This is a genomic window from Curtobacterium sp. MCSS17_015 (assembly GCF_003234265.2).
In the GTDB taxonomy this organism is placed as follows: Bacteria; Actinomycetota; Actinomycetes; order Actinomycetales; family Microbacteriaceae; genus Curtobacterium.
In genome coordinates, this window is record NZ_CP126256.1 from 140,783 (window position 1) to 158,320 (window position 17,538).

General features: G+C 70.9%; 18 protein-coding genes and 3 tRNA genes. 16 read left to right on the forward strand and 5 right to left on the reverse strand.

Annotated elements, in window-relative coordinates:
- Window positions 1-5: 5 nt before the first annotated feature.
- The 4 genes from DEJ18_RS00615 to DEJ18_RS00630 all read right to left on the reverse strand — a co-directional run bounded on the left by DEJ18_RS00615 (window position 6) and on the right by DEJ18_RS00630 (window position 1,080).
- Complete coding sequence (locus DEJ18_RS00615) at window positions 6-647, reverse strand: metallophosphoesterase (protein WP_111209754.1); 642 nt, start codon at window positions 645-647, stop codon at window positions 6-8.
- 146 nt (window positions 648-793) lie between these two features.
- Window positions 794-866: transfer RNA gene (locus DEJ18_RS00620), tRNA-Phe, on the reverse strand.
- Between the two features lies 1 nt (window position 867).
- A tRNA-Asp gene (locus DEJ18_RS00625) sits at window positions 868-944 on the reverse strand.
- 63 nt (window positions 945-1,007) lie between these two features.
- Window positions 1,008-1,080, reverse strand: a tRNA-Glu gene (locus DEJ18_RS00630).
- Between the two features lie 306 nt (window positions 1,081-1,386).
- Here DEJ18_RS00630 and DEJ18_RS00635 point away from each other — a divergent pair.
- Window positions 1,387-2,688, forward strand: coding sequence for a M23 family metallopeptidase (locus DEJ18_RS00635; protein ID WP_111209753.1), 1,302 nt, complete (start codon window positions 1,387-1,389; stop codon window positions 2,686-2,688).
- 30 nt (window positions 2,689-2,718) lie between these two features.
- Window positions 2,719-4,206: a C40 family peptidase gene (locus tag DEJ18_RS00640; protein WP_111209752.1), complete on the forward strand. Its 1,488-nt coding sequence runs from the start codon at window positions 2,719-2,721 to the stop codon at window positions 4,204-4,206.
- Window positions 4,207-4,308: 102 nt separating this feature from the next.
- On the opposite strand, the gene DEJ18_RS00645 is transcribed toward DEJ18_RS00640, so the two are convergent.
- Window positions 4,309-4,800, reverse strand: a complete 492-nt coding sequence (locus DEJ18_RS00645) for an inorganic diphosphatase (RefSeq protein ID WP_111209751.1) — start codon at window positions 4,798-4,800, stop codon at window positions 4,309-4,311.
- Between the two features lie 66 nt (window positions 4,801-4,866).
- Between DEJ18_RS00645 and tilS the strand changes: the two genes are divergently transcribed.
- The 14 genes from tilS (at window position 4,867) to DEJ18_RS00715 (ending at window position 17,518) form a co-directional block, all read left to right on the forward strand.
- Entirely contained in the window at window positions 4,867-5,904 is a 1,038-nt protein-coding gene (gene tilS, locus DEJ18_RS00650; protein ID WP_111209750.1) for a tRNA lysidine(34) synthetase TilS, read from the forward strand.
- A 9-nt stretch (window positions 5,905-5,913) separates the two neighbouring features.
- Window positions 5,914-6,465, forward strand: a complete 552-nt coding sequence (gene hpt, locus DEJ18_RS00655) for a hypoxanthine phosphoribosyltransferase (protein ID WP_110889508.1) — start codon at window positions 5,914-5,916, stop codon at window positions 6,463-6,465.
- Window positions 6,466-6,583: 118 nt separating this feature from the next.
- A complete protein-coding gene (gene ftsH, locus DEJ18_RS00660) occupies window positions 6,584-8,572 on the forward strand; it encodes an ATP-dependent zinc metalloprotease FtsH (RefSeq protein WP_111082650.1) in 1,989 nt (662 codons plus the stop codon).
- A 6-nt stretch (window positions 8,573-8,578) separates the two neighbouring features.
- Window positions 8,579-9,541, forward strand: a complete 963-nt coding sequence (gene folP / locus DEJ18_RS00665) for a dihydropteroate synthase (protein ID WP_111209749.1) — start codon at window positions 8,579-8,581, stop codon at window positions 9,539-9,541.
- Window positions 9,538-9,930 carry a dihydroneopterin aldolase gene (gene folB, locus DEJ18_RS00670; protein WP_111082648.1) on the forward strand — a complete coding sequence of 131 codons (393 nt, stop codon included), beginning with the start codon at window positions 9,538-9,540 and terminating at the stop codon, window positions 9,928-9,930. Before folP ends, folB begins: the two co-directional genes overlap by 4 nt.
- Window positions 9,927-10,478: a 2-amino-4-hydroxy-6-hydroxymethyldihydropteridine diphosphokinase gene (gene folK / locus DEJ18_RS00675; protein ID WP_111209748.1), complete on the forward strand. Its 552-nt coding sequence runs from the start codon at window positions 9,927-9,929 to the stop codon at window positions 10,476-10,478. Before folB ends, folK begins: the two co-directional genes overlap by 4 nt.
- A complete protein-coding gene (locus DEJ18_RS00680; RefSeq protein ID WP_111082646.1) occupies window positions 10,475-10,951 on the forward strand; it encodes a DUF3180 domain-containing protein in 477 nt (158 codons plus the stop codon). Before folK ends, DEJ18_RS00680 begins: the two co-directional genes overlap by 4 nt.
- A gap of 51 nt (window positions 10,952-11,002) precedes the next feature.
- On the forward strand, window positions 11,003-11,524 hold the full coding sequence (locus DEJ18_RS00685; RefSeq protein ID WP_111082645.1) for a PH domain-containing protein: 522 nt from the start codon (window positions 11,003-11,005) through the stop codon (window positions 11,522-11,524).
- A 31-nt stretch (window positions 11,525-11,555) separates the two neighbouring features.
- Window positions 11,556-13,310, forward strand: a complete 1,755-nt coding sequence (locus tag DEJ18_RS00690; RefSeq protein ID WP_146241484.1) for a PH domain-containing protein — start codon at window positions 11,556-11,558, stop codon at window positions 13,308-13,310.
- Window positions 13,307-13,999, forward strand: coding sequence for a Rossmann-like and DUF2520 domain-containing protein (locus tag DEJ18_RS00695; RefSeq protein ID WP_111082669.1), 693 nt, complete (start codon window positions 13,307-13,309; stop codon window positions 13,997-13,999). Before DEJ18_RS00690 ends, DEJ18_RS00695 begins: the two co-directional genes overlap by 4 nt.
- A 73-nt stretch (window positions 14,000-14,072) precedes the next feature.
- On the forward strand, window positions 14,073-15,617 hold the full coding sequence (lysS, locus tag DEJ18_RS00700) for a lysine--tRNA ligase (RefSeq protein ID WP_181434128.1): 1,545 nt from the start codon (window positions 14,073-14,075) through the stop codon (window positions 15,615-15,617).
- A 76-nt stretch (window positions 15,618-15,693) separates the two neighbouring features.
- Window positions 15,694-15,897 carry a hypothetical protein gene (locus tag DEJ18_RS00705; protein ID WP_111082643.1) on the forward strand — a complete coding sequence of 68 codons (204 nt, stop codon included), beginning with the start codon at window positions 15,694-15,696 and terminating at the stop codon, window positions 15,895-15,897.
- 91 nt (window positions 15,898-15,988) lie between these two features.
- The gene (locus tag DEJ18_RS00710) at window positions 15,989-16,120 is read left to right on the forward strand and encodes a hypothetical protein (RefSeq protein WP_258371237.1); all 132 of its coding nucleotides are present in this window, start codon (window positions 15,989-15,991) and stop codon (window positions 16,118-16,120) included.
- 345 nt (window positions 16,121-16,465) lie between these two features.
- Window positions 16,466-17,518, forward strand: coding sequence for a sigma-70 family RNA polymerase sigma factor (locus DEJ18_RS00715; protein ID WP_111082642.1), 1,053 nt, complete (start codon window positions 16,466-16,468; stop codon window positions 17,516-17,518).
- Window positions 17,519-17,538 lie beyond the last annotated feature (20 nt).

The following is a 17,538-nucleotide window of genomic DNA, read 5'->3' on the forward strand; positions in this document are numbered from 1 at the left end:
CTCGATCAGATACTGGCAAAGGAGTCGAGCCAGTCGTCGATATCAGTCATCGGTGCAGGGGAATATTCCCAGGCGTCGACCCCTACATGAAAGCAAAAAGGTATCGCGGCCACGGCGGGCGAGCGCGTGTGTCCGTGTATCAGTGGGATCCCGTCCTGGGTTGGGCGGTACTTGCTGAATCGGTCGTCGGCGGCCGTGTCGTACGGATAGTGCGATGCCCGGAGTGGATGACCATTCCGCGAACCGCTCAGGACCTCCGGAAGCACGGTCCAGCCGGCCGATTCGTACAGTGGCTTCATCGATTCGATGCGAGTTCTCGTCTGCGTCGCTCTCGAGATCCAGTCGTGGTTGCCCGGGACGAGCAGCCGGCGGCCGTGCAGCTGACGGGTGAGGGCAAGAGCATCAGCAACGTCGTTCATCGAGGCCATGAGGAGATCGCCGAGGTGTAGCACGACGGCATCCGGCGGGACTATCGAGTTCCATCGCTCGACGAGGTAGGAATCCATCTCCTCGACGTTGCCGAACGGTCGCCTCGCGTGCTCGATGATCCGCGCATGTCCGAAGTGATGGTCTGCGGTGACGAAGTCGACCGCATCGAAGTCGAACGTCGGAGTTCCAGCATCGGGTGCTCGTCGTGCAGCTTCCATGCTCCGACGCTAGCTCGATCGGGAGCCCCGGCGGAGCGGTTCGACAAAACCCAACCGGCACAGAACCGGCACGTCGTCAACGGAGCGGCAGCCAACCCGGCCCCAAAAACAAGAAAACCCCCGGCTTCACCGGGGGCTTCCTGCTGTGGCTGGACGCGGCGTCGATCCGCGGACCTTTCGATTTTCAGTCGAACGCTCTACCAACTGAGCTACCCAGCCGTGGCGACCCTGACGGGACTTGAACCCGCGACCTCCGCCGTGACAGGGCGGCACGCTAACCAACTGCGCTACAGGGCCATGTGGAATTGCTTGTCTTGCTTCGGTGTCGTTCTGTTCTGCTTGCTGTCCCCCGATGAGGAGTGACCCCAACGGGATTCGAACCCGTGCTGCCGCCGTGAAAGGGCGGTGTCCTAGGCCACTAAACGATGGGGCCGCAAGCAGTGCATCGCGCTACCGATGGACAAGCATACGGACGGTCGGCCCTCTTGCCAAATCGAGCCCGTCCGACGCCGTCCTTCGGCGTGTCGCGGGTGCTCCCGTGCCACGGAGGAGCTGCACCTCCATGGACCTTCAGCAAGCGAGTCGAGTGGACTCCCACGGTGACGTGCGCGCCGGTGGAAGCATCGTCAGCGGCCGCTGACCCCTCCACAGGGGTGTTCCCGGGCTCGGTCGTGTTGTTACTGTTGCGTTTGTTGACAGTGTGACGCGCGCCGCACCGCACTGTTACGAGATCGAGACAATGACGACATCCTCAACGCCCGCTCGCCCCCGCCGCCGCTTCGTCGCCGCCGGGGTGTCCGTCGTCCTCGCGGCCGGTGCCCTCGTGGCGCTCGTGCCGGGCGGTACGGCCTCGGCAGCGGGCTACCCCAGCTGGGACGACGTGCAGGCCGCCGAGCAGTCGCAGGCCGCACAGTCCGAGAAGGTCTCCGAGATCCGGGGCCTCATCGCCCAGCTCGAGTCGGAGTCCGCCGCGAAGGAGAAGGCCGCTGCTGCCGCCGGCACCGCCTACCAGGACGCCCAGACGGACTACGACCGCAAGGCGCTCGAGCAGCGGAAGCTCCAGGAGCAGGCAGACGAGGCGGACGAGACCGCTTCCGCCTCCGAGGCGCAGGCGGGGCAGCTCGCCGCGCAGCTCGGCCGCTCGAACGCCGAGGACGTCACCACGGACCTCCTGACCAAGCCCTCGGCGTCCGGTGACCTTCTGTACGAACTCGGTGCCATGTCGAAGCTCACCGAGCAGGCCGACGGCATCTACTCCGAGGCGAGCCAGGACCGCGGCACCGCGCAGGCCTTGGCCGACAAGTCGAAGGTCGCCGAGGACGCCCTCGGTGCGCTCGCCGAGAAGGCCCAGGCGAAGATGCGCGCCGCCCAGGACGCGGCCGACCAGGCGCAGTCCGCGGTCGCCGCCCAGCAGGCGAACCAGGACCGCCTGGAGGCCCAGCTCGCCGCGCTGACGTCGAAGACCGAGACGACGCAGGCCGAGTACGAGAAGGGCGTCCGTGCCGAGAAGGCCCGGCAGGCCCGTCTCGCAGCCGCCCGCGCCGCAGCAGCGGCCGCAGCAGCGGACGCCCTGCCCTCGGCCGCGACCCCCGGTGTGCCGGCACCGTCCACCGGGAACGTCCCCGCTGCCTCGTCCGGCTGGGTCCGTCCGGCTGCCGGCTACCAGTCGAGCCCGTACGGCCTGCGCGTCGACCCGTACACGCACGTCTACACACTGCACGCCGGCGTCGACCTCGCCCCGGCCTGCTACTCGCCGATCTACGCCGCGGCATCCGGCACGGTGACCTTCGCGGGGAACGGCGGCGGGTACGGCAACGAGGTCATCCTCGACAACGGTGGCGGCATCTCGACGGCCTACGGGCACATCGTCGACGGCGGGATCATGGTCTCCTCCGGACAGCACGTCGAGGCCGGGCAGCAGATCGCGCAGGTCGGCTCGACCGGTTGGTCGACCGGCTGCCACCTGCACTTCGAGACCCGGGTCGGTGGCGCCGCCGTCGATCCCGTCCCCTTCATGGCAGCGCGGGGGATCTCGGTATGAGCACGAGCACTGCCAGGAGGCACTGACCCCATGAAGAAGCCTGCACGTTCCCTGGTCTGCGGGATCGCCACCGTCTCGATGCTCAGCCTCGGGCTGTCCCTCGCGGTGGCCGTCCCGGCACAGGCCGCACCGTCCGCTCCGTCGTGGGAGGACGTGCAGGCCGCGAAGGACGACCAGGCCGAGAAGCAGCGCACCGTCGACGCGCTGAGCGCTCGGATGTCGTCGCTACAGGCCGAGGTCGACCGCACCGGTGCCACCGTGCAGCAGGCCGGGCAGACCTACGCCCTCGCCGCGTCCGAGCAGCAGGAGGCGAAGGACACCCTCGACGGCCTCACCGGGCAGTCGGAACGTGCCCGGGCCGCTGCAGAGGAGTCGGCCGGCCAGGTCGCCGCGCTCGTCGTGGAGCTGTCCCGCTCCGGCGGCGGGGACCTGTCGACGTCGATGCTCGTGGACTCCCGTGACGCGAAGGACCTGCTCTACCAGGTCGGCACGATGTCGCACCTGTCCGAGCGTTCGGCCACCGTGCTCGAGCGGGCGCAGGCGGACCAGCGGACCGTCGAGTCACTCGCCGCGCAGCAGCGCCAGGCGACCACCGCGCTGGCGAAGGCGACGGCAGCCACGAAGGACGCCCTCGAGACCGCCGACGCCGTGGCCGCCGATGCCCAGTCGGCGCTGCAGGCCGGCCAGCAGGAGCAGGACGAGGTGCTCGAGCAGCTCGCGTTCCTCAAGGGCACCTCGGTCGCGACCGAGCAGGCCTACTGGACGGCGAAGCAGGCGGAGGAGGCCGAGATCCAGCTCGCGGCCCAGGCGAAGCGGGAAGCTGCCCGTCCGTCCGGTTCCGGGGCTGCACGTCCCGCCGCGGACAGCGGTGCCGACAGCGGCAGCGCGGACACGTCCGGGAACGAGCCCGCTCCGTCGGCCGCCAAGCCGTCGGCCGCGAAGCCGTCGGCGACGAAGCCGTCAGCGACGAAGCCGTCCGCCCCGAAGCCGGCCGCGCCGCAGCCGGCAGCCCCGGCACCGCAACCGGCCGCGCCGAAGCCCGCGGCCCCGAAGCCGGCAGCGCCGAAGCCCGCGGCGCCGAAGCCCGCTCCCGCTCCCGCGCCGAAGCCGGTCGTCAGCAGCCCGTCCAAGGCCGCCGGCGCGATCGCGTACGCACGCGCACAGCTCGGCGAGGCGTACGTCCTCGGTGGAGCCGGCCCGAACACCTGGGACTGCTCGGGTCTCGTGATGATGGCCTACAACTCACAGGGCGTCTCGACCGGCGGGCACAACGTGGTCTGGCAGTACAACCACTTCGCCTCGATCGGTCGACTCGTGCCGCTCTCGCAGCGCCAGCCGGGTGACATCCTCTTCTACTCGAGCAACGGAACCGCGTCGGGTGGGTACCACGACTCGATCTACACCGGCAACGGCCGGATGGTCGAGGCCGCGCGCCCCGGCGTCGGCGTGGTCGAGCGAGCGGTGTGGACCCCGAGCCAGCTCCTGCCGTACGTGGCACGCCCCACCGGCTCCCTGTAGCGCACCGCACGGCGCACAGACGACGCGCCCCGCAACGCACGACGCGCCCCGTCGGAACGGGGCGCGTCGTGCGTTGCGGGGCGCGAAGCCCTCAGCGGTGCGTCAGTGACCGGCGGGCACGTACGCGGCCTGGCCGGCCTGCACGATGGCCTCGGCCTCGGCGGCGTCGCCCCAGCCCTCGGCCTTGACCCACTTGTTCGGCTCGAGGTCCTTGTAGCGCTCGAAGAAGTGCGCGATCTCGGCCTTCGTCTGCTCCGGCACGTCCGCGATGTCCTGGATGTGCGCCCAGCGCGGGTCCTTCGCCGGGACGACCAGGACCTTCTCGTCCTTGCCGGCCTCGTCGCTCATCTTGAAGACGCCGACCGGACGGACCTTGACGCCCACGCCCGGGAAGGTCGGGAACTCGAGCAGGAGCAGCGCGTCGACGGGGTCGCCGTCGTCGGCCAGGGTCTTCTCGAAGAAGCCGTAGTCCGTCGGGTAGACGAACGAGGTGAAGAGCACGCGGTCCAGGTACACGCGACCGGTCTCGTGGTCGACCTCGTACTTGTTGCTGCTGCCCTTGGGGATCTCGACGACGACGTCGTACGCGGCCATGTGCACTCCTTGGTTCTTCCGGTGGTGGTCTGTCGGCCGTCGGGACGGCCCGGCTAACGTTACCGGGTGAACACTCCGCGCCCTCGGCTGGACCCCGCGGTCGCCGAGATCCGGCGAGCCGTCCGCTCAGTGCTCGAACGCGCGCTCAGGCAGGGAGCGATCGGCCCCGGTGGTCTCGTCCTCGTCGCGCTGAGCGGCGGCCCGGACTCGCTGGCCCTCGCGGCCGCCACTGCGTTCGAGGCACCGAAGCAGGGACTCCGCGTCGGTGCGGTCGTCGTCGACCACGCGCTGCAGGCGGAGTCCGAGGCGGTCGCGAGCCGGGCCTCCCGGCAGGCCGCCGAGCTGGGACTCGACCCGGTGACCGTCCGCCGGGTCGCCGTCGGTCCCACGGGTGGTCCCGAGGGCGCCGCCCGGGAGGCCCGTCACGCGGCCGTCGCCGACGTCGCGACCGCCACCGGGTCGCCCCTCGTGCTCCTCGGCCACACACTCGACGACCAGGCCGAGACGGTGCTGCTCGGCCTGCTCCGCGGCAGCGGACCGGACAGCCTGTCCGGGATGGAGCCGCTGACCGCCCGCGGGTCCGGGCTGGCGTACGGGCGCCCGCTCCTCGGGGTCCGGCGGCACGTGACCCGGCAGGCGTGCACCGCGTCCGGCCTCGTGCCGTGGGACGACCCGCAGAACACCGACCCGGCGTACGCCCGGGTCCGGGTGCGGCACGCCCTCATGCCCGTGCTCGAGCGCGAGCTCGGCGCCGGCGTCCCGGAGGCCCTGGCCCGGACCGCCGACCAGTTGCGCGAGGACTCCGCGGCGCTCGACCACTTCGCCGAGGAGATGGCGGAGGACCTCGCCGAGCACTCCGAGGCCGGGATCTCGCTGTCCGTGCCGGAACTCGCCGCCAACCCGCCGGCGCTCCGTCAGCGACTCGTGCGACTGGCGGTCGAGAGCGAGTTCGGGGTGACGTTGTCCCGGCTGCAGACGCTCGAGGTCTGCCGGCTCGTGACCGACTGGCGCGGTCAGGGCCCGATCGACCTGCCGGGGGTCCGGGCCACGCGCTCGGGCGAACGGGTGTCCTTCGCCGCCAGGGAGCCGCACGCGGGCGGATAGGGTGGTCTGGTGGAACTCTCCGACGTGCAGGCCGACCTCTCCGAAGTGCTCTTCACCCCCGAGCAGATCGACGACAAGATCGCCGAACTCGCCGCTGCGGTGGACCGGGACTACGCCGGGCGCGACCCGCTGCTCGTCGGCGTGCTGAAGGGCGCGGTCATGGTCATGGCCGACTTCTCCCGCCACCTCAAGATGCAGGCCCGGATGGACTGGATGGCGGTGTCGTCGTACGGCTCCGGCACGAAGTCGTCCGGCGTGGTGCGGATCCTCAAGGACCTCGACACCGACCTGCACGACCGCGACGTCATCATCGTCGAGGACATCATCGACTCCGGTCTGACGCTGTCGTGGCTCAAGCAGAACCTCGAGTCGCGTGGGGCCGCGAGCGTCGAGATCGTCGCACTGCTGCGCAAGCCCGAGGCCGCCAAGGTCGAGGTCGACGTGAAGTACGCCGGCTTCGAGATCCCGGACGCCTTCGTCGTCGGGTTCGGCCTCGACTACGACGAGCGCTACCGCAACCTGCGCGGCATCGGCGTCCTCGCGCCGCACGTCTACTCCTGACGGCGAAGCGGGAGTTCGCCCGCAGAGGACACCCATTCTCGCCACAGAGTGACCGCCGTATGCTGACTCGCACGCACTTCAGGCAGAGAAAGGTGTCGGGCCGTCGGGCCCGGATCACATGGACTTCAAGCGCATCCTCCGCGGGCCGTACATCTGGATACTGGTCGCGCTCGTGGGGATCTTCATCGGATGGACGTTCATCGCCCAGTCCGGCACCCAGGAGATCTCCACGCAGAAGGGCCTCGAGCAGCTCTCCGACGGCAAGGTCTCGTCGGCCGTCATCAACTCCACGGAGCAGCGCGTCGACCTGACCCTCCGCGGCGACGGCGGCACCGAGCAGTTCTACTACTCGACCCCCCGTGGGCCCGAGGTCGTCGAAGCGGTCTCGCAGGCCGACCTGCCGAAGGGCTACAACGACCACGTCCAGCAGTCGAACGTCCTCGTGTCGCTCCTGCTGACGCTGCTGCCCTTCCTGCTCATCGGTGCGCTGTTCTGGTTCCTGCTCTCGAGCGCCCAGGGCGGCGGCTCGAAGGTCATGCAGTTCGGCAAGTCCAAGGCGAAGATGAACAACAAGGAGAACCCGCAGGTCACGTTCTCCGACGTCGCCGGCTCGGACGAGGCCATCGAGGAACTGCACGAGATCAAGGAGTTCCTCAAGGAGCCGGCCAAGTTCCAGGCCGTCGGCGCCCGCATCCCCAAGGGCGTCCTGCTCTACGGCCCTCCCGGAACCGGCAAGACCCTGCTCGCCCGCGCCGTCGCCGGTGAAGCCGGTGTGCCGTTCTACTCGATCTCGGGTTCGGACTTCGTCGAGATGTTCGTCGGCGTCGGTGCCAGCCGTGTGCGCGACCTGTTCGAGCAGGCGAAGCAGAACTCGCCCGCCATCGTCTTCATCGACGAGATCGACGCCGTCGGTCGTCACCGCGGCGCCGGCATCGGTGGCGGCAACGACGAGCGCGAGCAGACGCTGAACCAGCTGCTGGTCGAGATGGACGGCTTCGACGGCAAGACGAACGTCATCCTCATCGCGGCGACGAACCGCCCCGACGTGCTCGACCCGGCACTCCTGCGCCCGGGCCGCTTCGACCGGCAGATCGGCGTGGACGCGCCGAGCCTGCAGGGCCGCAAGCAGATCCTCGAGGTGCACGCGAAGGGCAAGCCGCTCGCCGCGAGCGTCGACCTCGAGCTCCTCGCCCGCAAGACGCCGGGCTTCACCGGTGCCGACCTGGCGAACGTCCTCAACGAGGCCGCGCTGCTCACCGCCCGGTCGAACGCGCAGCTCATCGACAACCGCGCCCTCGACGAAGCCGTCGACCGCGTCATGGCCGGACCGCAGCGCCGCACGCGCATCATGTCCGACCAGGAGCGCCTCATCACGGCGTACCACGAGGGTGGACACGCCCTCGCGGCGGCGGCCATGCGGCACACCGACCCGGTCACGAAGATCACGATCCTGCCGCGCGGCCGTGCCCTGGGCTACACGATGGTCCTGCCGCTGGAGGACAAGTACTCCGTCACGCGCAACGAACTGCTCGACCAGCTCACCTACGCCATGGGTGGCCGTGTCGCCGAGGAGATCGTCTTCCACGACCCGACCACGGGTGCGTCGAACGACATCGAGAAGGCCACGGGCACCGCGCGCAAGATGGTCACCGAGTACGGCATGAGCCGTGCGGTCGGGTCCGTCAAGCTCGGCGCCGGCTCGAGCGAGCCGTTCGTCGGCCGTGACATGAGCGGCGGCACCGGCCGCGACTACTCGGAGAACATCGCCGAGACGGTCGACGCCGAGACCCGCGCCCTGCTCGAGGCCGCACACGACGAGGCCTACCAGGTCCTCAACGCCAACCGGGACATCCTCGACCGCCTGGCCGGCGAACTCCTCGAGAAGGAGACGCTGGACGCCCCGGAGCTCGTGGAAATCTTCAAGGACGTCCGCAAGCTGCCCGAGCGTCCGCAGTGGCTCTCGAGCGACAAGCGTCCGGTGAGCGACCTGCCCGCCATCGAGGTCCCGGGCAAGGCCGCCGCGACGGCCGAGGAGCCCGTCGGCATCGACGCCTCGAAGCCGCGTCGTCACCGCCCGTTCGGCAACCCCGGTATCGCCCCCGCGTAGGCCGGCATGACGGACCTGCCGACGAGACGGTCGCGTCGGCTCGCCGAGGTGAGCCGAGCGCGCGAAGCAGCAGCAGGACCGGCGACGGTCGCGATCGACCTCAGAGCACCCTCCCCGGTGCCGGAGGTCGTGACCGGCCGTCGCCGTGACCGCTCCACCGGGGACGCCACCCGCGTGATGGGCATCCTCAACGTGACGCCCGACTCGTTCAGCGACGGCGGACTGCACCTGGCCGTCGACGCCGCGCTCGAGCACGCCAGGCACCTCGTCGAGACCGGCGCGGACATCGTCGACGTCGGTGGGGAGTCCACCCGGCCCGGTGCCGAGCGCGTCCCCGCCGAGGTCGAGCAGCAGCGCGTGCTGCCCGTCGTGCAGCAGCTCGTCGCCGAGGGCGTCGCGGTGAGCGTCGACACCATGAACGCGAGCACCGCCGAACGGGCGGTCGACCTCGGTGCCGTCATCGTGAACGACGTCTCCGGTGGACTCGCCGACCCGGACATGGTCCACGTCGTCGCCGACTCCGGCGTCGGGTACGTCGTCATGCACTGGCGTGGACACAGCGACCGGATGCACCGGAACGCCGAGTACACGCACGCGGTCGAGGAGGTGCGGCGCGAGGTGGAGATGCGCGTCGCGGAACTCATCGTCCTCGGGGTGCGTCAGGAGCAGGTCGTCATCGACCCGGGTCTCGGCTTCGCCAAACAGGGGCGGCACAACTGGGAGATCCTGGCCGGCTACGACCGGTTCGCGTCGATCGGGCTCCCGGTCCTCGTCGCCGCATCGCGGAAGCGGTTCCTCGACGGTGTCGGCAGTCCGGCCGGGGCACCACCGGCCGAGCGGGACCTGGCCACGGCGGCGATCAGCCTGCTCGCGGCCGAACGTGGCGCGTGGGGCGTCCGCGTGCACGACCCGGCGCCGACCCGCGCCGTACTCGACGTCTGGGACGCCTGGAGGGCAGCTCGATCATGAGGGACACCATCCGCCTCGTCGGGGTCCGTGCACGCGGGCACCACGGGGTCTTCGACTCCGAACGCGCCGACGGTCAGGACTTCGTCGTCGACGTCGCGGTCGAGGTCGACGCCACCGCGGCCGCCGACTCGGACGACCTCGCCGAGACCGTGCACTACGGGGTGCTCGCGGAGCAGGTCGTCGCCGAGATCGAGCGCGACCCGGTCGACCTCATCGAGACCCTGGCCGAGCGGATCGCCGCCGCCGTCCTCAGCCACCGGGCGGCACTGGCGACCGAGGTCACCGTGCACAAGCCGCAGGCGCCGATCACCGTGCCGTTCACGGACGTGTCGATCACGATCCGGCGGGAGCGCACAGGCGCCGCCGCCGGGACCGAGGAGGAAGAGTGACCCGGGCGGTCATCGCCCTCGGCGCCAACCTCGGCGACCGGGGCAGCACCCTCCGTGCCGCCGCGACCGCCATCGTCGCGCTGCCCGGCGTCGGTCCGATCGCGTCGAGCCACGAGGTCGAGTCCGTCGCCGTGACCCTCGACGGCCCGGACCCGACGAAGCCCCGCTACCGGAACGCCGTCGTGGTCGTCGACACCGACCTCGAGCCGGACGAGCTCCTCGACGCCCTGCACGGCATCGAGGACGAGCACGGCCGCACCCGGGCGACCCGGTGGGGCGACCGCACGCTCGACCTCGACGTCATCGCACTCGACGACCGGCGCATCGACACCGTGACCCTCACCGTGCCGCACCCCCACGCGCACGAGCGGGCCTTCGTGCTCGCGCCGTGGGCGGACGCCGACCCCGCCGCGGTCCTGCCGGGGCACGGGCCCGTGGCGGCGCTCCTGGCGGACCTCGGCGACGACACCGAGCGGGTCGACGAACCGCGCCTGTTCGACCAGCAGGCAGCAGCGCCGACCGCCGACCGGGCGGGGGCGGCCTCGTGAAGCCGACCAGGGCCTCCACGCTGATCAGCGTCGCGATCGTCGCCGCCGTCGCCGGGTTCGCACTCGACACCGCGCTGACCGCACGGCAGTCCCCGACCCTCCTCATGTCGGTGCCCCTCGGCCTGACGCTCGCGTTCATCGGCATCGCGCTGTTGTTCATGGCCGCGCCGATCCGTCGGCAGACCCGGGGCCGGGCCGAACGCCGGGTCGACCCGATGTACGCGACCCGCGTGGTGTTCCTCGCGAAGGCGTCGAGCATCTGCGGCGCCCTGTTCGGTGCGTTCGCCCTCGGGTTGCTCGTGTACCTCCTGACCCGGTCCGTCCTGCCTTCGCTAGGCTCGACCCTGCCGAACGCGGTGGCGTTCGGCGGCGGGATCGTGCTGACCGTGTGCGCCCTCGTCGCCGAGCGGATGTGCATCGCGCCGCCCCCGGACGAGGACGACACCGACGGGCGGGGCACCACCACGGCCTGACCGGTGCTGCCGGTCGACGAGGACCGATCACCGCAGACCAGGAGACCCCCGATGCCGCGCGAACGACTCGACGAGACCGGCCTGGGACTGCACGACGTCACCTGGACCCGGGTGTCCACCAAGCTCGTCTGGACCGACCTGGTCGGCACGGTCCTGGTGGGCGGCATCGTCACCGCGGGCCTCGTGCTGCTCGGGGTCGCGAGCGGTGGTACCGGCGGCACGGCGGGCCTCGTCTGGTTCGTCCTCGGTGCCGTCGTCGGCATCGTCACGCTCGTCACCGTCGTCCTCACCCCGCGACGCATCCGGTCGATCGGGTACGCGCTGCGCGACGACGACCTCGTGCTCCGCCGCGGCCTGATGTGGCAGCGGTTCACGGCCGTGCCGTACGGGCGCCTGCAGCTCGTCGACGTCAACCGGGGTCCGCTGGACCGGGCGCTCGGCATGAGCGAGCTGAAGTTCGTCACCGCGGCGGCCTCGTCGAACATCCGCATCCCGGGCATCCCCGCCGGGCAGGCCGACGAACTCCGCGACCGGCTCGTCGAGCTCGCCGAGTCCCGTCGCGCGGGGCTGTAGGCCCGCCGTGTCGTTCCGACCCGACGTCCCGATGTCCGCACCGCCCCACAAGGGCAACGCGGCCGCCGCCGCGCCCCTCACCGACGGCGAGTGGCACCGCCTGCACCCGCTGACGCCGCTGCTCAAGGGCGGCATCTTCCTGGTCGTGATCCTCGGGTACGTCCTCAACAACCTGCGCGACCAGATCGTCGAGGTGTTCATCCCCGGTTCCGGCGGCCCGCAGGAGGACGGTGACCCGGTCCGCTACGTGTACGAGCACGGTGTGGTCGGCTGGGTGCTGCTCGGCATCGCGGTACTGCTGCTCGTGCTCATCGGGCTGTTCTACCTGTCGTGGCGGATGCACGAGTTCCGGGTGACGGGCGAGATCGTCGAGGTCCGGTCCGGTGTCGTGTTCCGCACGCACCGCAAGGCCCGGCTCGACCGGATCCAGGGCATCAACATCTCGCGGCCGCTCATCCCGCGGCTGTTCGGCACCGCCAAGCTCGAGGTCGCGCAGGCCGGCAACGACGCCAACGTGCAGCTCGCGTACCTCGGGGCGAAGGCGGCGGACGACCTCCGTCAGCGCATCCTCGTGCTCGCCTCCGGCGCGAAGGACCCCGGTCGGTCACCGGAGGCCGCGGCCGCCGCCGGTGGCGTCCGGCACGGGCGGGTCGGCGAGTTCCTGGCCCCGGAGCTCGACCCCGAGGCCGTGCACGCCACCCGGGTCGTGCGCGTGCACCCCGGTCGGCTCATCGCGTCGATGCTGCTCTCCGGCACGACCGTCGTCATCCTGCTGCTCGTCGTCGCGATCATCGTGAGCATCAGCCTGACCGGGCGGTACTTCCTGCTCGTGTCGCTGTTCCCGGCCGTGATCGGCGCCGGCGGCTACTACGTCCGGAAGTTCTCGAAGTCGCTGCGGTACACGATCGCCGAGACACGTGACGGCATCCGGATCGGCTTCGGTCTGTTCTCGACCTCGAACGAGACCCTGCCGCCCGGCCGCATCCACGCCGTGAGCGTCGCGCAGCCGCTGCTCTGGCGTCCGTTCGGCTGGTGGGACATCCGCATCAACCGGGCGACGAACGCCGGCAACGGTGCGTCCACGAACCAGCAGGTGTCGTCGATCGTGCTGCCCGTCGGCACCGCGGCGGACGTCCGTCAGGTGCTCGAGATCATCCTGCCGGAGCTGGTCGGGTCGGCCGTCGTCGGCCCGGCTGCGTCGATGGAGCGGATGCGTGAGGGCTCGGCCGAGGCCGTGGGCGTCGTCGACGACAGCCTCACCACCAGTGGGGACGAGGGCGGGTTCGTCCACTCGCCGGGACGCGGCCGGTGGTTGCGCCCGTTCTCGGCGTCGCGCAACGGGTACCGCTTCGTGCCAGGTGCGGTGCTGCTCCGCCTCGGTGCGGTGTGGCGCTCCCTCGTGGTCGTGCCGCTGCCGCGGGTGCAGAGCGTCAAGGTGACGCAGGGGCCGCTCGAGCGCGCGCTGCGCCTGGCGTCGGTGCACGTGCACACGGTGTCCGGTCCGGTGTCCGCCCGTGTCGGGGCGCTCGACGCCGGCGACGCGCAGCGCCTCTGGTCGGGCACCACCGAGCGCGCCGTCGAGGCCGCCGCCGACACCTCGCACCGCTGGCGCGACGGCCAGGAGGCCCGACCCACCACCGGTGTGTCAGGTCACCACGCGCAGGTCCCCGGGCCCGGCGGGGCGCCCGCCGCACCGTCGTGGCTGACGCAGGGCGCGCCGCTCGCCGGGACCGGCGACGCGGGCTCCGGCTGGACAGACGTGCCCGGGCCGGGAGCGGTGCGATGAGGGCCGGACGGCTCGGCGTCGGCATCATCGGCGCCGGACGGGTCGGCCCCGTGCTCGGTGCGGCCCTGGCGAACGCCGAGCACGCCGTCGTCGGCATCACCGCCGTCTCCGAAGCCGGCCGCGACCGCGCCGAGGCGATGCTCCCCGGCGCGCCGGTCCTCGGCACCCCGGAGCTCGTCGAGCGGAGCGAACTCGTGCTCCTCGCCGTGCCGGACGACCAGTTGCCCTCGCTCGTGCAGGGGTTGGCCGACGCGGGGATCTGGCAGCCGGGTCAGCTCGTCGTGCACACCAGTCCCGACCACGGCGTCGACGTCCTGGCGCCGGCGATGCGGGCCGGGGCGATCCCGCTCGCGATCCACCCGGCGATGGCGTTCACCGGCACGAGCGTCGACCTCGCCCGGCTGCGGGACGCGTACTGCGCCGTCACCGCGCCGGCGCCGGTCCTCCCCATCGCGCAGGCCCTCGTCGTGGAGATGGGCGCCGAGCCGTTCGTCGTCGCCGAGCAGGACCGGCCGGCGTACGCGGACGGGGTGCGCGCGGCGGTGAGCTTCTCGACGGCGATCATCGACCAGTCCGTGGGCGCGCTGGCCGGCATCGGCGTGGAGCACCCCGGGCGGGTGCTCGGCGCGCTCGTCCGGTCGGCCGTCGACAACGCGTTGACCGCGGCGGACGGGCAGTCGGCGCTCTGAGGGACGACCGGGGGAGGGCGGCCGGGCGGGTAGCATCGACGCGATCCCCCACGACCTCCGGAGCCGCACCCGCATGACCGACGAGACCGCCCCCGCCACGACCGACACCGCGGCCGAGACCGCCGTCGCCGACGCCGCCGCACTGGCCGAGCAGGAGACGAGCGAGCAGCGTCAGGTCCGGTTGGACAAGCGTGCGCGGCTCCTCGAGTCCGGTGTCGACGCCTACCCGGCCGAGCTGCCGATCACGACGACGATCCCCGCCGTGCGTGCGCAGTACGGGCACCTCGAGACCGGGCAGGAGACCGAGGACGTCGTGGGCCTCGCCGGCCGGGTCGTGTTCTCGCGCAACACCGGCAAGCTCTGCTTCGCCACGCTGCAGTCCGGTGACGGCGCCCGCATCCAGGCGATGGTCTCCCTGGCCGAGGTCGGCGACGAGTCGCTGGCCCGCTGGAAGGAGTTCGTCGACCTCGGGGACCACGTGTTCGTGCACGGCCGGGTCGTCTCCTCGCGTCGTGGCGAGTTGAGCATCATGGTCGACGAGTGGGCGATCGCGGCGAAGGCGATCCTGCCGCTGCCGAACCTGCACAACGAGCTGGGCGAGGAGACCCGGGTCCGACAGCGCTACCTCGACCTCATCGTGCGCGAGGACGCCCGGAAGACCGTCCGTGCCCGTGCTGCCGTGATGTCGTCGCTCCGGCAGACGTTCACGTCGCACGAGTACCTCGAGGTCGAGACCCCGATGCTGCAGACCCAGCACGGTGGCGCCTCCGCCCGACCCTTCGTCACGCACTCGAACGCCTTCGACACCGAGCTGTTCCTCCGCATCGCACCGGAGCTGTTCCTCAAGCGGGCCGTCGTCGGCGGCATCGACCGGGTGTTCGAGATCAACCGGAACTTCCGGAACGAGGGCGCCGACTCGTCGCACTCGCCCGAGTTCGCCATGGTCGAGGCGTACCAGGCGTACGGCGACTACGAGCAGATGGCCGACCTGACGCAGGAGCTCGTGCAGAACGCCGCCCGCGCGGTCACCGGCGGTCCCCTCGTCGTGACGCTGCCGGACGGCTCGGACTACGACCTCGGCGGGGAGTGGGCCCGCATGGACATGTACGGGTCGCTGTCCGAGGCCGCCGGGCGGGAGATCACGCCGGAGACGCCGGTGTCCGAGCTGCAGGCGCTCGCCGAGGCCGAGGGCGTCGAGGTCGCGCACGCCACGCACGGCAAGTACGTCGAGGAGCTCTGGGAGCACTTCAACTCGGACGAGCTGTACGCGCCGACCTTCGTGATGAACTTCCCGGTCGACACCTCGCCCCTGACCCGGCAGCACCGCACCCGTCCGGGCGTCGTCGAGAAGTGGGACCTCTACGTGCGCGGGTTCGAGCTGGCGACGGCGTACTCCGAGCTCGTCGACCCCGTCGTGCAGCGCGAGCGGTTCGTCGAGCAGGCGCGCCTGGCCGCCGGCGGCGACCCCGAGGCGATGCGCGTCGACGAGGAGTTCCTCCGGGCGCTCGAGCACGCGATGCCGCCGTCGGGTGGCATGGGCATGGGCGTCGACCGACTGCTCATGGCGATCACCGGCCTCGGCATCCGCGAGACCATCCTCTTCCCGCTGGTGAAGTAGGCCGGGCCCCGTCCGTGCGGCCCGGTGCGCGTCGGACCAGCCATGGCCTCCCGACCGGGCGGGGTACCATGAACGCGTGCCGAATGGACTCGTGAGTGGGATCGTCTTCGCCCTGACCCCGACCGTCCTGCTCGGGCTGATCTTCTGGTTCGTGATGCGCGCGATCATCCGTGCCGACCGGACCGAGCGCACCGCCTACGCCAAGATCGAGGCCGAGGAGCGCGCCCGCTTCGAGCGTGAGCGCGGCATCACCACCTCGGCATCGACGAGCGCCGAGTAGCCGACGACGGTCGTGCCGCGGCACCGTCCGGTGTCCTGACGGTCACCCGTCGTTCACGCCGTCGTCGTCCCGCGGTGTGAGCATCGTCGGCATGTCCATCCTGCATCCCTCCGCATCACGCAGCCTCGTCGGTGACATCGAGAGCGAGTACGACGAGTTCGACCGCGACGCCGACCTCGAGGTCTCCAAGGCCAGGGACGGGTGGCTCGAACCCTCCTGGTGAGGCCTCCCACCGCATCCTCTTCGGGGTACGTCTGCCGGATCACACGATCCAGCGCGACGTACCCCTTTTCCGTTGTCCGGAACACGTTGCACCCCGGGGTACAGCAGTCCCCCTCGGGGCACAGCCGGAGTCACACGCTTGTCATTCCTGGCCGATCGGCTCGCTGGCGCGGATCGAAGCGTGATCCGGCGGCGACGAGGTGTACCCCGACGCAGTGTCCCCCGAGGGTGAAGCACGGAGAAGCCTGAGAATCGATCGCTCCGGTTTGTGGGGTACACCTCCGGCCCGCCAAACTCGGTCTCAGCCCACGAAGGACCATCACCGTCACAGGCAGGGAGAGTCACCATGGCGATCGCAACGGCCGCACCCAGCACCACCTCGCGCCGCACCAAGAAGGCAGCGACCAAGACCACCTCCGCCGAGGCCACCACGCTCGACACCGTCGCCGAGGTCGAGGCGGACGAGCAGCTCGCCGGCGTCCGCGGCGCATCCGTCGACCAGGTCGGCGACTACCTCCGCCACATCGGCCGGCTCGCGCTCCTCACCGCCGAGGAAGAGGCGGACATCGCCCGCCGCATCGAGGTCGGCCTCTTCGCAGAGGAGAAGCTCCACAACGAGCAGGGCCTCGAGAAGTCCCTCGAGCGCGAACTGCGTTGGCTCGTCCGCGACGGTGAGCGCGCCAAGGAGCGCATGATCACGTCGAACCTCCGCCTGGTCGTCAGCATCGCCAAGCGCTACTCGCAGCGCGGGCTGCCGTTCATGGACGTCATCCAGGAGGGCAACCTCGGCCTGGTCCGTGCGGTCGAGAAGTTCGACTTCACCCAGGGCTACAAGTTCTCGACGTACGCCACCTGGTGGATCCGCCAGGCGATCTCGCGTGGTCTCGCCGACAAGGCGCGCACGATCCGCATCCCGGTGCACACCGTCGAGCTGATCAACAAGATCTCGCGCACCGAGCGTGACCTCACCGTCGACCTCGGCCGTGCGCCGATGCCGGAGGAAGTGGCCGCCGAGCTGAGCATGAGCGTCGAGGAGCTCGTCGACCTCAAGGGCCGATCGCACGAGCCGGTCTCGATCCACACCGTCGTCGGCGACTCCGACGACAGCGAACTCGGTGACTTCATCGAGGACGAGGACGCCGCGAGCCCGAACGAGCTCACCGAGACGACGCTCCTGCACCGCGACATCCGCTCCATCGTCGCCGAGCTGCCGAGCGACGAGGCCAACGTCATCCGCATGCGCTACGGCCTGGACGACGACAAGCCGATGACGCTCGACGAGATCTCGAAGATCGTGCACACCACTCGTCAGGCGGTCAGCCGCGTCGAGTCGCGTGCGAAGCTGCGCCTGTTCGCCAAGGCGGTCTCGCAGGACATGCAGCTGTACCTGACCGAGTAGGTCAGCAGACTTCGGCCGGC

Coding starts and splice junctions, on each gene's coding strand:
- DEJ18_RS00615 (WP_111209754.1), bottom strand. CDS start 647: ATGGAAGCTGCACGACGAGCACCCGATGCTGGAACTCCGACGTTCGAC.
- DEJ18_RS00635 (WP_111209753.1), top strand. CDS start 1,387: ATGACGACATCCTCAACGCCCGCTCGCCCCCGCCGCCGCTTCGTCGCC.
- DEJ18_RS00640 (WP_111209752.1), top strand. CDS start 2,719: ATGAAGAAGCCTGCACGTTCCCTGGTCTGCGGGATCGCCACCGTCTCG.
- DEJ18_RS00645 (WP_111209751.1), bottom strand. CDS start 4,800: ATGGCCGCGTACGACGTCGTCGTCGAGATCCCCAAGGGCAGCAGCAAC.
- ftsH (WP_111082650.1), top strand. CDS start 6,584: ATGGACTTCAAGCGCATCCTCCGCGGGCCGTACATCTGGATACTGGTC.
- folP (WP_111209749.1), top strand. CDS start 8,579: ATGACGGACCTGCCGACGAGACGGTCGCGTCGGCTCGCCGAGGTGAGC.
- folB (WP_111082648.1), top strand. CDS start 9,538: ATGAGGGACACCATCCGCCTCGTCGGGGTCCGTGCACGCGGGCACCAC.
- DEJ18_RS00685 (WP_111082645.1), top strand. CDS start 11,003: ATGCCGCGCGAACGACTCGACGAGACCGGCCTGGGACTGCACGACGTC.
- DEJ18_RS00690 (WP_146241484.1), top strand. CDS start 11,556: ATGTCCGCACCGCCCCACAAGGGCAACGCGGCCGCCGCCGCGCCCCTC.
- DEJ18_RS00695 (WP_111082669.1), top strand. CDS start 13,307: ATGAGGGCCGGACGGCTCGGCGTCGGCATCATCGGCGCCGGACGGGTC.
- lysS (WP_181434128.1), top strand. CDS start 14,073: ATGACCGACGAGACCGCCCCCGCCACGACCGACACCGCGGCCGAGACC.
- DEJ18_RS00710 (WP_258371237.1), top strand. CDS start 15,989: ATGTCCATCCTGCATCCCTCCGCATCACGCAGCCTCGTCGGTGACATC.
- DEJ18_RS00715 (WP_111082642.1), top strand. CDS start 16,466: ATGGCGATCGCAACGGCCGCACCCAGCACCACCTCGCGCCGCACCAAG.